At 49.4% G+C, this 15,245-nt stretch carries 14 protein-coding genes and 1 pseudogene; all 15 read left to right on the top strand.

Features of this window, described 5'->3' with window-relative positions:
- Positions 1-23: 23 nt before the first annotated feature.
- The 15 genes and pseudogenes from ACZ481_RS17005 (at position 24) to ACZ481_RS16935 (ending at position 15,212) form a co-directional block, all read left to right on the top strand.
- On the top strand, positions 24-2,993 hold the full coding sequence (locus ACZ481_RS17005) for a molybdopterin-dependent oxidoreductase (RefSeq protein WP_464766541.1): 2,970 nt from the start codon (positions 24-26) through the stop codon (positions 2,991-2,993).
- Entirely contained in the window at positions 2,990-3,829 is an 840-nt protein-coding gene (locus ACZ481_RS17000; RefSeq protein WP_464766540.1) for a 4Fe-4S dicluster domain-containing protein, read from the top strand. The genes ACZ481_RS17005 and ACZ481_RS17000 overlap by 4 nt, the downstream gene beginning before the upstream one ends.
- A gap of 217 nt (positions 3,830-4,046) precedes the next feature.
- Positions 4,047-5,366, top strand: coding sequence for a purine/pyrimidine permease (locus ACZ481_RS16995; RefSeq protein WP_464766539.1), 1,320 nt, complete (start codon positions 4,047-4,049; stop codon positions 5,364-5,366).
- Between the two features lie 385 nt (positions 5,367-5,751).
- Positions 5,752-6,003 (top strand): annotated as a pseudogene (locus tag ACZ481_RS16990) (acyl-CoA dehydrogenase family protein); the annotation flags it as partial.
- A gap of 46 nt (positions 6,004-6,049) precedes the next feature.
- Positions 6,050-6,913, top strand: a complete 864-nt coding sequence (locus ACZ481_RS16985) for a 3-hydroxybutyryl-CoA dehydrogenase (RefSeq protein WP_464766538.1) — start codon at positions 6,050-6,052, stop codon at positions 6,911-6,913.
- Between the two features lie 25 nt (positions 6,914-6,938).
- On the top strand, positions 6,939-7,724 hold the full coding sequence (locus ACZ481_RS16980; protein WP_464766537.1) for a short-chain-enoyl-CoA hydratase: 786 nt from the start codon (positions 6,939-6,941) through the stop codon (positions 7,722-7,724).
- A 564-nt stretch (positions 7,725-8,288) separates the two neighbouring features.
- The gene (locus tag ACZ481_RS16975; protein WP_464766536.1) at positions 8,289-9,080 is read left to right on the top strand and encodes an IclR family transcriptional regulator; all 792 of its coding nucleotides are present in this window, start codon (positions 8,289-8,291) and stop codon (positions 9,078-9,080) included.
- A 641-nt stretch (positions 9,081-9,721) separates the two neighbouring features.
- Positions 9,722-10,477, top strand: a complete 756-nt coding sequence (locus tag ACZ481_RS16970; RefSeq protein ID WP_464766535.1) for an SDR family NAD(P)-dependent oxidoreductase — start codon at positions 9,722-9,724, stop codon at positions 10,475-10,477.
- A 40-nt stretch (positions 10,478-10,517) separates the two neighbouring features.
- The gene (locus ACZ481_RS16965) at positions 10,518-11,780 is read left to right on the top strand and encodes an MFS transporter (RefSeq protein WP_464766534.1); all 1,263 of its coding nucleotides are present in this window, start codon (positions 10,518-10,520) and stop codon (positions 11,778-11,780) included.
- 12 nt (positions 11,781-11,792) lie between these two features.
- The gene (locus tag ACZ481_RS16960) at positions 11,793-11,963 is read left to right on the top strand and encodes a hypothetical protein (protein ID WP_464766533.1); all 171 of its coding nucleotides are present in this window, start codon (positions 11,793-11,795) and stop codon (positions 11,961-11,963) included.
- A gap of 30 nt (positions 11,964-11,993) precedes the next feature.
- Positions 11,994-12,374 carry a hypothetical protein gene (locus ACZ481_RS16955; RefSeq protein ID WP_464766532.1) on the top strand — a complete coding sequence of 127 codons (381 nt, stop codon included), beginning with the start codon at positions 11,994-11,996 and terminating at the stop codon, positions 12,372-12,374.
- A 39-nt stretch (positions 12,375-12,413) separates the two neighbouring features.
- Positions 12,414-13,445: a hypothetical protein gene (locus ACZ481_RS16950; protein WP_464766531.1), complete on the top strand. Its 1,032-nt coding sequence runs from the start codon at positions 12,414-12,416 to the stop codon at positions 13,443-13,445.
- A 65-nt stretch (positions 13,446-13,510) separates the two neighbouring features.
- Complete coding sequence (locus ACZ481_RS16945; RefSeq protein WP_464766530.1) at positions 13,511-14,035, top strand: molybdopterin-binding protein; 525 nt, start codon at positions 13,511-13,513, stop codon at positions 14,033-14,035.
- A 90-nt stretch (positions 14,036-14,125) separates the two neighbouring features.
- Complete coding sequence (locus ACZ481_RS16940) at positions 14,126-14,542, top strand: hypothetical protein (RefSeq protein ID WP_464766529.1); 417 nt, start codon at positions 14,126-14,128, stop codon at positions 14,540-14,542.
- Positions 14,543-14,564: 22 nt separating this feature from the next.
- Positions 14,565-15,212: a hypothetical protein gene (locus tag ACZ481_RS16935; RefSeq protein ID WP_464766528.1), complete on the top strand. Its 648-nt coding sequence runs from the start codon at positions 14,565-14,567 to the stop codon at positions 15,210-15,212.
- Positions 15,213-15,245 lie beyond the last annotated feature (33 nt).

The following is a 15,245-nucleotide window of genomic DNA, read 5'->3' as shown; positions in this document are numbered from 1 at the left end:
TGTTTTGAAAGGAGAAGAGTAAGATGGCATTTGAAAGTACGCAATTTTCTGTTATTCTTTTTGGCTTGGAAAAAATCCTGAAGATGACGGCAATACGCACGAAAACTTTCGCCCGGCGGCTGCAAGAAAAAAATCTGACCGCCCAGATCAAACTGCGGGATAACTCGCAGGGCCGGTATTTTGTTTTCCGGGACGGCAAGGTCTCTTCCCAGGCCGGTATCCATGACAACCCTGATATTGCCATGATCTTCGAGGATGCCGAGACGGCGGTCAGGCTAATGAGCCCTGCCAGGACGCAGCTGGAGTTTATCAGTGCCGCCAAGCATTTTCAGATAGACATGCAAGGGCCGGACGAATTGACACTCTGGTTTGCCGAGACGCTGAATATGACGATGAGCATTGATCCGGAATATGGGGTTGATGCCGGCAACGGTGTCAGGCGCTATACCAGCAATACCAATGGCGGACCGGTTTTTGTTTATGTAAAAGACGGCAAGATTATCCGCATTACCCCGATTGATTTTGATGAAGAGGATGCCGATCCCTGGGTGGTCAAAGCCAGGGGCAAAACCTTTTCCCCGCCTAAGAAAACGACCGTTAACCCCCATACCTTAGCCTGGAAATCGATGATTTATTCGCCCGACCGCCTGCTGTATCCCCTAAAACGGGTGGACTTTGATCCCCAGGGCGAACGGAACCCGCAAAACCGGGGGCTATCAGGCTATGAACGGATCAGCTGGGATGAAGCGCTGACCATTGTGGTCAACGAGATTAAGCGGGTGAAAAAGGAGCATGGTCCCGGGGCCATTATGAACGGCAGCGGTTCCCACCATACCTGGGGGGCGTTAGGCTATTGGCTGAGTGCCAGGCTGCGGTTTTTCAATGCCATCGGCTGGACGCCGGTGGTGCACAACCCTGACAGCTGGGAAGGCTGGTTCTGGGGGGCGACCCATCACTGGGGCCAAAGCGCCCGCAACGGCGGCTCGGAAACCTACAATCTGGTGGAAGACTGTCTGCAAAACTGCGAAATGATTGTGTTCTGGTCAAGCGACCCCGAATCCACCAGCGGCGTATATGGCGCCCAGGAAGGGACCGTGCGCCGGCAATGGCTGAAAGAGCTGGGCATCAAGATTGTCCATATTGACCCCTATTACAATCACACGGCCGGGCTGATGGGCGGTAAGTGGCTGGCACCCAGGCCGGGAACAGACAGTGCCATGGTGTTGGCAATTGCCTACGTGTGGATGACGGAAAATCTCTATGACAAAGAGTATGTGGCCGAACGCACCACCGGTTTTGAAAAATGGCGGGACTATGTCCTGGGCAAAGAGGACGGGGTGCCGAAAACACCGGAATGGCAGGAGGCGGAAACCGGCATAGCGGCTAAAGACATCAGAGCCCTGGCGCGGGAATGGGGCCGCAAGAAGACCTATCTGGCGGCCGGCGGCATTATCGGCTTTGGCGGTGCCTGCCGCACTGCCACCGGCACCGACTGGGCCCGAGGCATGGTCTGTCTGATGGCTATGCAGGGGCTGGGCAAACCCGGCGTCAATATGGGCGGCATGCAGCAAGGCACGCCGGTCGATACCCGTTTCTATTTCCCCGGTTATGCCGAAGGCGGTTTTTCCGGTGATATTTTTGGTACAGGCAACTTCCTTAATTTATATCAGCGGATGCCTAATATCGTGACAATGAATACCGTTAACCAGGGGGTGCCGCGCCTCAAGATACCGGAAGCCATCATGGACGGCCACTGCGAAGGCTGGTCGGCTGACGCCAAAACCATCGAAGGCCAGTTCTTCCCCTTCCAATACCCGTCCCCCGGCCATTCACCGGTAAAAATGTATTATAAATATGGCGGCTCCCATATCGGCACAATGGTCGATACCAACCGTTACGTAAATATGTACCGTTCCGATGGCCTGGAGTTTGTTGTCAACCAGTCGATCTGGTTTGAAGGCGAAGCCCAGTTCGCCGATGTCATCCTGCCGGCCTGCACGAATTTCGAGCGGTGGGATATCAGCGAATTTGCCAACTGCGGCGGCTATATTTACCACTCGTTTACCCAGGTTAACCACCGGGTGGCTGTACTGCAGCACAAGTGCATTGAACCGCTGGGAGAATCCAAGTCTGATATTGAAATCTTCCTGGAACTGTCCAAACGGCTGGGGCTGGGATCGGTTTACTCAGAAGGTTCCACCGAGCTGGAATGGTGCAAGCGCTTATTTGACGGCACCGACCTGCCCAACCGGATCTCCTGGAAAAAATTCCTGAAAAAAGGCTATTATGTGATTCCGCCGCTGCCGGAGAACCGCCGGGACCCGGTGTCTTTCCGCTGGTATGCCGAAGGCCGGGCGAAAGATACGCCGGAGCCGTTTCCGGCCCCGGCCGACTATACAGGCGAATACCGGATGGGGCTGCAGACCCAGTCGGGAAAACTCGAATTTGAATCATCCAGCCTGAAACGGTTTGACCCCAATGACCCTGAACGGCCGCCAATTATGAAATATAATCCGGCCTGGGAAGGACCGCATGCACCGGAGCTGTATGCCAGGTATCCGCTGCAGCTCATATCACCGCACCCTAAGTTTACCTTTCATACGCAAAGTGACGGTAAAGACAGCACCATTAACGATATTAAGGATCACCGCGTGCTGATCAACGGGCATTATTACTGGATTGTAAGAATCAATGCCAGTGATGCCGCGGCCCGGGGCATTAAGGACAACGATCTGGTCAAGGTCTTCAATGACCGCGGTGCCGTTATCTGCGCCGCGCAATTGACTGAGCGCATTCCGCCGGGAACCGTACATTCCTACGAATCCTCAGCCGTCTACAAGCCGGTGGGGGAACCGGGCAAGTCGCCGGATATCGGCGGCTGCATCAACCTGTTGACGCCAAGCCGGATGATGATTAAAAAGTCCCATGCCATGGCCGCTAATTCCTGTCTGGTTGAAATCGGCAAATGGGACGGAGAGGAGAGCGTGTCGTGAAAAAGTGGCATCTGATTATTGATGTGGAGAAATGCGTGGATTGCAACAATTGTTTTTTAGCCTGCAAGGATGAGCATGTTGACAACGACTGGCCGGGGTATACCCGGCCCCAGCCCCGGCACGGCCATCGCTGGCTGAATATCATGCGCGCCGAACGGGGGCAATACCCGCTTATTGATGTGGCTTACCGGCCGACTACCTGCATGCACTGCCAGAACGCTCCCTGCATTAAAGCGGCCGGCGGCAGTATTGTCAAACGTCCGGACGGCATTGTGCTTATTGATCCCGATAAGGCCCAAGGCCGGCGGGAACTGGTCAAGGCCTGCCCTTATCAGGCAATCTGGTGGAATGAGGAACAGGACGTTCCGCAAAAGTGCACCTTTTGCGCCCACCTGCTTGACCAGGGCTGGCAAAAGCCGCGCTGTGTGCAGGCCTGCCCTACCGGCGCGCTCCGGGTGGAATACGGGGAAGAGGCGGAGATGAACCGTATCTGCCAGAGCAATCGTTTAGAGGTGCTGCAGCCGGAGTACAATACCCAGCCCGGTGTGTATTATCAAAATTTGTACCGGTTTACCAAGTGTTTTATTGCCGGGAGTATTGCCGTTAAGCATAACGGGGTTACGGACTGTGCCGAAGGGGTGAGGATCAGCCTGTTCTCAGACGGGAAAAAGCTGGCCGAGGCGGTTACGGATAATTTTGGCGATTTCAAAATAGATAACCTGCCCGGGAACAGTGGTCAATACTCACTGGCAATTGAGCAGGACGGATTTAAGAAGACCACAGTAACAGTTGAATTAACTACCAGCCAGAATATCGGTACTGTATACCTGGGATAAAATTACTAGAATAAGGGCTGGCGTTAGCGTGGGTTTCACTATCTGCTTCGTCGCTGAGGAACTCATCAGCCACTCTACAAAGAACAATTAGAGAAATAGCCTTGCCTTGCAATTGCAAGGCAAGGCTATTTCTTTGTTGGCATGCTTATTGCAATATGAATAGATGCCAGCCGCTAAGCTGGCAAGATACAGTAGTGACGATATAGGAGGACTAAGCATGGGCCGGAAAGGTACGCCGCCGTCAGGGCTGAGATATGGTTTACAGGATGATATGCCGCTAAAGGAGCTGGTTTCTTATAGTTTGCAGCATTTGACCTATTTTTTGGCCAATGCTGCTATTCTGCCGGTCATTGTAGGCGGATACCTGGGGCTTGACCAGGCTGGTTTAGCCAGTCTGGTGCAGCGGACGTTTATTCTGTGCGGAATCTTATCCTTATTCCAGGCGGTATGGGGTCATCGTTTTCCCATCATGGAAGGGCCGGCAGGGTTGTGGTACGGTGTACTCATTACTTTGGCCACGGCGGCACCGAGTCTGGGAAAAAGTCTGGCTGTGCTGCGAACCGATATTGAAATGGGCTTTATCATCGCCGGGATCGTGTGCGTTTTCATCGGCGTAACCGGTATGGCGGGGATGGTTGCCAGGGTTTTCAGCCCGTTGGTAAATGGCGTTTTTCTGGTGCTGATGTGCCTGCAGCTGAGTCCGGCCATGATACAAGGCATGCTGGGCATAAGCAGCGCCCAGCAGATGGTGGATTTCACCAGTTTTTTTGTTTTTGCCATTACAACCGGTTTGATCCTGTGGATCACTTTGAAAAGCAGGGGCTTTATCCAGCGTATAGCCGTTCTCCTTGGCGCTGGCCTGGGCTGGATTACGGCGTTCAGCCTTGGTATTTCGCCGCAGGCCAGTCAATATGGAGCCCCTTTGCCCGCTGGGCCTGAAATATTTGCCTGGGGTATGCCCACCTTTGATATCGGGGTTGTGCTGACCTGCGTTATTGCCGCTTTACTGCTTTTTTCCAATTTAGTTGCCAGTATTTTAGGGATGAGCACAGTGACGGGCGAGCCTCTTACACCGGCAATGTTCAATCGTGGTGCGGTCTTTACCGGTGTGTCAGACCTTTTTGCCGGCCTGGGGGCGGTCATCGGCTTTATTCCGTATGCATCGGCGATCGGGTTTACGGCAATGACCGGCGTAGCGTCAAGAAAGCCTTTTATTGCCGGGGCCCTGTCAATCACTATATTGGGACTTTTTCCGCAGGTTGGCGTATTTTTTGCCGCCATACCGCCTGCTGTCGGCAATGCGGTGATGTTTGTTGTTTTTTGTTTGATTCTGGGGATGGGGTTAAAAGAGTTTGCGAAGGTTGATCTGACTAACCGGGAAATGTATATAGCGGGGATAGCGCTTATGGTAGGGGTCGGAGTAATGTTTTTACCGCAGGCGGTGTTTAACCATTTGCCGCCGCTGCTGCGCTACCTGTTGCTCAATGGTATGGTGGACGGCCTGGTGATCTGCATTCTGCTTGAGCAGTTTTTATAGATGCAGGCCCAGGAACTGACGTTGTCCGGCTGTGAATTATAGTACTGGATTGCTTTTTTAAAAAAAAGATGCTTATTGGCATCTAAGGAGATGAAAATAAGCATCAGAATAAGTTCGCGGTTTTATTAACGCTGCCAATTTTGCTGATGATTTTTTTCATCATAATTACTTATTTATGTGATTTTTTTAACGTTTACGGTGCTGTTTGGCTGGCATGATTTTTGCGATATTACCTGTATAGGCGCAAGTGGCCTCACTATTAAACTGGGAGATGAAAGTATGCAGTTTGAGCTTACTGACGAGCAAAAAACCATGCAAAAACTAGTTCGTGAATTTGCCGAAAAGGCAGTGGCGCCAGGTGCGGCCGAGCGGGATGAGAAAAGGAGTTTTTGTTTACCGGGCGGCCTATTTAAAAGATCAGGGTTTGCCATATGCCAAAGAGGCAGCGATGGCGAAGCTGTACGCTGCCGATGCGGCTATGGCGGTCAGCACCGATGCGGTACAGATTTTCGGCGGTTATGGCTATAGCCGCGAATATCCGGTGGAGCGCCTGATGCGGGATGCGAAAATTACCCAGATTTATGAAGGCACCAATCAGGTGCAGCGGATGGTTATTGCCGGCAGCTTATTACGTTAATATAAGCATTGCAGAATTATTCAAAGCCACAGAGGGGGAAATCATTTTGGAAATACATGCAATAAGTAAAGTGCTCATTATTGGTGCCGGTCAAATGGGTTGTGGTATTGCTCAGGTTATGGCCCAACATGGTATTGCTGTTGTTTTGCAGGACATTAAGCCTGAATTTGTTCAAAATGGAATAGCCCGGATAGAACGGAACTTGAATAAATTGGTGGAAAAAGGTATACTGGTTCCAGATGAAAAGGCTGCTGCCATGATAGGCATCAGGGGCGCTGTCGAGCTTGATACCTCGATCTGCAATGTGGATTTGGTGGTTGAGGCGGCTGTGGAGAATGCCGGCATCAAGCGTGAGGTTTTTGAATTGTTGGACAAGCTTTGCCCTGCCCATACTATTTTGGCCACCAACACATCTTCCCTGCCAATAACGGCGATCGGTGCCTATACCAAACGGGCGGATAAGGTTATCGGCATGCATTTTTTCAATCCTGCCACCATCATGAAGCTTGTGGAAATCATATGCGGTTTGGCCACCAGCGCGGACACCTTTGCCGCCGTCAGGACGCTGACTGAAAAACTGGATAAGAATCCGGTAAAGGTGGAAGATTATCCAGGCTTTGTTGGCAATCGCATCATGGTTCCGATGATTAATGAGGCGGTTTACACCTTGATGGAGGGGGTTGCTAGTGCTGAGGATATCGATCAGGTAGCCAGGCTGGGATTTAACCATCCGCTGGGGCCGCTGGCGTTAGCGGATTTGATTGGCAATGACACGGTTTTGTCGATCATGGAGGTTTTGTATCATGGTTATGGCGATCCCAAATACCGGCCCTGCCCGCTCTTGAAAAAAATGGTTCAGGCTGGTTATTTAGGGCGCAAAACAGGTAAAGGCTTCTATAATTACAGTTAAGCAAAAAAGGTTGGAGGTGCAGTTTATGACTCAATTTAATAATCTGCTGTATGAGGCAGGTAATGGCATTGGCCTGATTACATTGAACAGGCCCCAGGCATTAAACGCCCTAAACACGGAACTGCTTACAGAATTAAACAGCCTGTTGGACAGTATCGCCCAGGACAAAACCATTAGCGTGGTTATCGTGACCGGCAGCGGTGATAAATCGTTTGTCGCCGGGGCCGACATTGCTGAGATGCGTGGTTTGACGGCAGTGGAGGGGCGTAATTTCGGTAAATTCGGTCAAAGCGTGTTTGCCAAACTGGATAACCTGCCTCAGCCGGTCATTGCCGCTGTTAACGGGTTTGCGCTTGGCGGCGGCTGCGAACTGGCGCTGGCCTGCGATATACGGATAGCCTCGGAAAAGGCTAAGTTTGGCCAGCCTGAGGTGGGGCTGGGGATTACTCCCGGCTTTGGCGGCACCCAGCGGCTGCCGCGTTTGATTGGCAAAGGCCGGGCGAAAGAGCTGCTGTATACCGGTGATATCATTGATGCCCAGGAAGCGTACCGGCTGGGGCTGGTAAACAAAGTAACTGCTGCGGATAACTTGCTTAATGAGGCCAGAGCCTTGGCGGAAAGGATTATGTCCCGGGCCGAGGTGGCGGTAAAACTGTGTAAAGCGGCGGTCAACCAGGGGCTGGAGATGGATCTTGCCTCAGGCACAGCCTATGAGGCGGAAGCCTTCGGGTTATGTTTTGCCACTGCAGACCAGACCGAAGGGATGTCGGCCTTTATCGAAAAAAGGAAACCAGGTTTTAGCGGCAAGTAGAAGCAAGAAATGCATCCCCGGCGGGCAATGTCATTAAGTTAGGAAAACGCAATACCTATCAAAAAAGAGTAGAGTATCCAAAAAGATACCCTGCTCTTTTTTCATGATTCTTATGAAAGGATCATTACCAATTTAGACCAAACCGATTTCCCCCGAGCGGAGTTCAAAATGCTTTACGTAAGCGTTGGGGAATTGGTTTACGGCCTCATCCAGTGTTTTTCAACCAAAACTGCTTTTCAATGGAATCGATAAAGTGGCTGTAGAAACTATCGGGGCCGTTCTACAAACAAATTAATCACTATAATCATGGAGTACGGCACTGGGTTGCCGGAGGAGAGGGGAAAGGGGCGGCAGGAAGGAAACTACAGCACTTTATTAAATATATTTTTTGTGGTATTCTAACCCTAAGTATCTTGAAATGTATGCTCGCTAATTTTGGTGAGTTATAACGGCTATTTTGGAATACTTTTGCTTGACAGAATCGAGGGCTAGGCGAGCAGGGCCTATGCCTAATGGAATGTTACCAGTTATAGCGACAAGATTAGGGAAAGGGAAGGGGATATTATGAAAAAAAATGATGATACAAAATATCAAATCCATGCACTGGTAAAAGGCTTGAATATACTTGATTGCTTTCAGGATTATGATGAATTTAGTATAACGGAATTAGCGCATATTACGGACATGCCGGGGAGCAGCGTGCAAAGAATTGTCAATACTTTTGAGTTTATGGGTTATTTGTACCAGAACCCGGACAATAAGAAATACCGCTTAACTCCCAAAATGCTACAGTTTACCACGAAATGCAGTCGTTTTGTAAAATGGCGTGAACAATCCAGGAAGCATATGGTTGAATTGAATGGCATGTTTGGGGAAAGTGTCAATTTGGCGGTCCGCAACCATGATAAATGTGCCTATATTGAATTGGTAGAATCAAAACACCTGCTGCGCCCGAACTTTACGTTTAATGACAGTTACCCGCTTTATTGCACGGTGTTAGGCAGAAGTCTCTTGTGCGATCTTCCCGACGAGATGGTAATGGCGATTCTGCCTGAATCAATACCGCAGTTAACTCCGTATACGAATGTCGACAGACAAGAAGTGCTTAAGATAATTAAAGAAACCCGGGGAAAAAAATATTCCATTGATGATGAAGAGTTCTATCTAGGGCTATGTTGTGTTGGCGGGCCGGTATTTGGGGTTGGCAACAAAGTGGTAGCTGCTTTAAGTGTAACGGCTCCGAAGGTAAGAATGACGCCGGAAACAATTGCCAGGCTAATTCCCGCTGTAATTGACACAGCGCGGAAAATTTCCGCTGAATATATATTCTGTTTGGCTGACAGACCGTCAAATTAAGCTGCCGTATGATTTCAACGGTAGTTTGGCTTTAGTTTCGGTAAATGTTGATACCAGCAGAAAAAGGGGTGTAAAAAACGACCTGCAAAGATGTCGTTTTTCACATCCCTTTTCTGCATTTTCTGGTTCACCTGCTAAGAAAATTTGGTAATGCCAAGACTATAAAACAATTTATCAAAAAAATAAAACAATTATAAATTACCAGCAGGAAAAATAAAAATTGAAACGAAATATGCTTATAAATGGAATGACAAATTCCGAAAAAATATAATAAGATTAATAAACAACGAAAAAAATCAAATAATAACGAACGAATTATGGGTTTTTGCCTAGTAATGCTAAGCTTTATTGGCGAATAATGTAAAAATTACTAAAAAAATAAAATCTAATAAATTTGATAATGGAATGGTACATTCTTGTTTTGATGGTTTTTTAAAATTGCGACTCTTGAGAAATACATATATCTAAGCTGATATGGAACAAAGGCCCAATTATGATAACAATGACTTTGCTTTTGGGTTTTTGAGCATTGCCATATTTTTATTATTAGGAAAACAAGGAGGGGATGGCGAGGCTGCGTCAGGCTTGCAACTAGTTTATGACAGGCGAAGGAACGAATCAAAGCGGGAGGTGCATTAGTCATGGTGAAAGAGTTTAGTGGAAAAATTGTCATGGTTACCGGGGGCAGTGAAGGAATAGGCAGAGCGGCGGTTAAGCGGTTTTGCGAAGAGGATGGGCATTGCGTTATTATTAGCAGAAACGAAGAAAAGTGTAAGGAATACGCCGAGGAACTTGTCGGTAAAGGGTATCAAGCCAGCTATGCCAGCGCCGATGTTGGCAAAGTAAGTGATATCAAGAGAATGGTTCAGACGGTACTGGCGCGTTTTGGCCGTATTGATGTGCTGGTAAATTGCGCCGGCGTAAATGTGCGAAAATTAGCGCTGGATTATACGGAAGAAGACTGGGACTATATTATTGACATTAATCTGAAAGGATCTTTTTTCAGCTGCGTGGAATGCGGCAAAGCTATGGTTGCCAGAGGCTCGGGCGCGATTGTTACCTTGAGTTCGCTGCAGGGACATATCGTGTTGCCGGAAAGGACAATATACGCCGCCAGTAAAGGCGGGGTGAGACAATTCACCAAGGGGATGGCGAATGAATGGGCTAAGAGCGGAGTTAGAATCAATTCCATCTCGCCGGCTTTTATTAGTACACCGATGGTACAGAAAGTACTGGGGGATGATTCCTGGCGGCAGTTGATTGAGTCGCGTACGCCTATGGGCCGGGCCGGAACTCCGGAAGAGGTTGCCGAATTGATTCTTTTCCTGGCATCCCCGCGTGCCAGCTATATTACGGGTGCCGACATAGTTATTGACGGCGGCTGGACTGCCAGCTAAGGAGTAAAGCAAGGTATTCGCATTACAAGGAGGTTGGACAATGAAAAGATACCGCTGGGTAGTTCTGATGCTGATGGTGTTGCTGACATTTATTAACTATGTGGACAGGGCTTCCCTATCAATCGTTGCCCCGTATGTTATGAAGGAGTTTGACCTTTCGCCCACCGAGATGGGTGTTTTATTTAGTGGCTTTTTTGCAAGCTATGCAGTGTTTTGTTTTGTCGGCGGCTATGTATCCGACATCTGGGGCCCGAAGAAAACGATTACGATTGCTTTGATACTATGGTCGATATTTGCCGCTGCGCCGGCCGTCGCCTGGAGCTTTGCCTCGCTGCTGATATTTCGCATAATTTTTGGCGCCGGGGAAGGGCCGGTAAGCTCAGTTACCAATAAAATGATTAATAATTGGTTCCCGGCAACCGAACGGGCCAAGGCCAAAGGCATTACCGACACCGGGATGTCTCTGGGGGCGGCATTGGCGGGGCCGATTGTGGGACTCATTGCCGTTCAGTATGGCTGGCGGATTTCCTTTATTACGCTGGCGCTTATGGGCTTTGTCTGGTCCATCTTCTGGTGCAGGATGGTAACGGATCTTCCTAAGGATCACCCCAAAGTTTCGCCGGAAGAGTTAAAAGAAATTGAAGCCGGCAAAGTTACGTCCGTGCAGGTTTCGGAAAAGCTGCCACTTGGTTACTATATTAAACAGCCGATCATTTTAGCCACGATCGTAGCGTTTTTTGCCACGAATTATGCAACATATTTTTTCCTCACCTGGTTTCCCAGTTACCTGGTAATGGCCCATAACCTGAGCATTAAAAACATGGCTATTGTCAGTGTCATTCCCTGGTTATTTGGGGCGCTCGGTTATGCCGGCGGCGGTTTTATATCCGATTATCTGGTCAAAAAACTGGGTGATCTGGTTTTGGCCAGAAAATTAGTTATATCCATATGCCTGACCGGGGCGGCTGCTTCTATCGCCATTTGCGGCATGGTGTCAACGACCACGGCCGCGGTACTATTAATGTCATTCGGCATCTTTTTTGCATACCTTGCCACCCCGTCCTACTGGGCGGTGATCCAGGACTCGGTAAAGAGCGACAGCGTAGGCCGCGTAGGCGGTTTTGTCCACTTTCTGTCAAATACCGCCGGCATATTTGCCCCCAGCATTACCGGCTATATCGTACAGGTTTCCGGCAACTTCTCGAGCGCGTTTTTCCTAACCGGCGGCCTGGCCGTCACCGGTGCTTTGCTGGTAGCGGTCTTTGCAAAATCATTCCGGGGTTCCACCGCATCCAATGCGTAAGCGGGTAATTCATTGGCGGGGCGTACTATAAATAACATACGCCCGGACAATAAAGAATTTCAGGAGGATTCGCCGCCGCTGGCCGTGACAGGCTGTTCTATGAAAGGAATACGATTTGGTCATTGCGGCGTCCTTCCTGATGTGCTGTTACTCAACCGGCCGGCAATGACCTGCCTGGATTAAAATAATGTATATAGGTGGTGAATTTCACAGATGAGAGCCATGCATACCAGCCTGCCTGATTGGATTATTAAACTTAAGGCCGCTGTTTATGACCGTTTTCCTTTTAAAACAGTGGCTATTAAAGGAATTGAGAACTTAAAATACGCGAAATTCCAGTCGCTCCGCACCGGGAGAGTGGAATTTGCCGTTGCGGAAATTGCCGCCGACAATCGCATCAAAAATGTAGAGATTGTTGTGGTGCCAAGAATACCGGAAACAATGCACACCATTATTATCAAAGGTTTTGATGAAAACGGCGAGCCGGTGAAAGCCATACTGGAAAATACCAATATATTACACCCTACGGAAGATGTAGAACTGACAGGTTTCACAGAAATTGACGATCGGCGGCCCCGACTCGGGGAGCACTAAGCGTACGTTACTATAAAACTTTTAAAATGAGGTGGATTTATGGGGTGCAGCAAAATAACAGTCAGACTGTTGCCCAAGGGGTGTGGCCCTAAACACGGTGCGCCGGTTAATATCGCCTACGTCGATGTCGGTGAGTTTAGACAGGCTGGAATGGAAATCCATGAGGGTCTGGCAATTATGGCCAAGCATTTTCATTGCCCGACGGCCATGAATGTTTTCGATATGGAAAATTCCTATACCACAACAAGTGACGGTCTGTGTGTCGCGGGCTCCATCATCGCGTTTGCCGCTGCCGACGGCGGGAAAATTCATCCCGAATTTGGCCTCTTGTATTGCAAAGAACGGAAATTTACCGCGGAAACATGTAAAAAAGAACCGCATCTGCGGATGGGCCATGAAATTTTTCCCGATAAGAAACTGTTTATTGGGCCGGATCCGGCCCACAAACTGGTACCCTTGCACAATGTTGCCATTAGCGGCCGGGTAGTGAATAACAATTCCGGCACGGAAGTTATGGACTGTGTAACCATGGAAGAGATGCTTGTGCCGATTTTAGGCCAGTTGCAGGTGCTTAAGGATGAGGATATCCTATGGGGGATTACCGGCAAAGAGATTTCCGTGGGTATTGGCTGCACGATTGTAGAAGATTATAGCCGTTCTCAGCAATTTATGAAATGCAAGCCGGGTGATACGGCGCATAATTCGGGAGTATACGCCCAGACTTTAAAAGCAAAACTGCCCTGTATTGTTGCGCCGAAAGACGTTTTAGCCAAAACCATATTGGCTGCCCTTGATTTTGGCTTAAGGCCGGCCCGGGAACTGGGTTGCTCACCGGCTGTTTTGCATGTGGCAGCCGCGTATGGTGTAGAATTAAATCCGCAGAATATCACACCTGCCGCCAGGCTGGAACTGGCAGCCATCGGCATCCATGTCGATACGATGCTGGACACTGTGCCCCAATTAAGCCGCGAGGAAATTATCGCCAAAGCCGATGCCATTATTCCGGGAGTTGAAAATGCCACCCGGCTTCCGAGTACGCAAGTGATACAAAGAGTGGTAATCCCTATATAGAGCCGAGGCAGGAATGAGAGGAGAAAAACCGGCCTGAAGACGAATAAGGGGTGACTTACAGAATAATGGAAGAAGTTATTATTATCCCCACCGGCGACGAAATTAAAAACGGACTGGTATTGGATACCAATTCCCCTCGCATTATGGAACTGGTGCTTGGCTGCTGGCCGGCCTGCAGAATTGTCAGAGCGGTTCCGGCAGAGGATGTAAAAGAGGAGATTCAAAAGGAAATCCGGGGCTGGGGCAGCGGCCAAGGCCTTATCTTTCTCACCGGGGGTTCCGGCGGCGGCAGGGCGTTTAACAGCGATTTAGCCGTAGATTGCACGCATACGGCGGTGGAGGAACTCCTGGAAAGCAGTGAAGCCGTCGAGATAATCGGCAGCAATGGTCATCTTTTGGCGAAAATCGTAGTGGGTAAATATGAAGACAAGCTGCTTGTTACCTTGCCGGGGCCTACGGTTGAGGCGGTTGGCGGCGCCAAGGCCGTTTTGGAAAACCTGGCCGGGGAATTGGATTTAAAGCGGATAGCAACCAAAGTTGCCCAAGCCATATTGGCGCAATATCGTGTAAAAAACATCCTTTCTCCGTAAGTGGGGGAGTGGTGCTGCCGCTACTCTTGCAGCCGGTGGGCAAACAACAAAGCGTGTTGAGTGAAATAGGAAAGCCGGGGTTGGTCACTAATGGGTTGTAACCGCGTGATTGTTTATGTTGATAAGACCGTTGTCAAAATAACGGGGCTAAAAATAGCGAGGATTAATTTAACCGCAATCGAGAAAGAACTGATTGCTGTTTTGGAGCGTCCGGTAAGGGTAATTGGCGTATCCGGGGAAAGTCTGGAATTTGATGTATATGAGTTTTCGCCGGAACAAGTATATAAAAATGAACGGAATATCGTGGAAGCGATTGCCAATGAAGGCATCAGGGGGACTGAAGTTGCCAAAATAATGAAAGCCGAACAGGCGCCGGAAATATCGGTTGCTGATTTAATCGCCATCACAGCGCAAAAAGAAGGCTGTGCGGCGGAAAAATGGCTGAAATTCAAAACGAATACCAAAGAACGGCACTACCGTTTCAGTAAAGAGGAAAAGAGGGAGTAATTTGCTTATATTCGTTTTTCGAATGGTGGTAAGTTCACTTTTTTCCCTATTGGTTGTGGGATATGGCAACGCCGCTAGTGATATTGGCAGCCGCCACCAAGCCTTATTGGCGGCAATCAGCCGTTTGCATAAGCAGATCGAAGCGGAAAAGGAAGCACTGGCAAAGATTTGTGATCCGGTGGCACTGGACTCTTGGCTGGCCCAAAAAAGCAGGCTGTTTGCGATTGAGGCGGTTGAGGTAATTGGCTTTAGTGCAAGCAGTGAGAAGGTGAAGGAAGCCGGGGGCGGCATAATCGGTTCCCCTTATGAACGCCTTCAAGCGGCGCAAAGCCAAATGGAGTTTATCACGCCCGATATATGTATCATAACCTATCCAGGCGGGCCCGGCGTGGCTTTAATCGGTGTCGGCTGCCAGGCGGCGGAAAAATTTTTTGCGATCGTAAAGCAAACCGACGTGTCCCGGCGTAGTGTGAATCATCTGCTGACGTTGGCGGAAGCGACGGCAGCGAAAGCAACGCTGGTTATTTTAGACGGATGCGGAACCGGGGACCCCGGCGGCGGTTTTTCTATTAAACACGCTAACAGTAAAAAAGTTTACCATTTGCCGGGAAACGGCGTCAGTGGTGCATACAGTCTGGAACTGTATATATATCCGCCCGCGTCGGCGTAATTGCCGAAAGCCTGATTCACTGTCCTAATTTTA

The sequence above is a fragment of the Sporomusa intestinalis genome, assembly GCF_055383785.1.
Note: the sequence above shows the minus strand (reverse complement) of the source record. Positions and strands in the feature narration are given on the sequence as shown.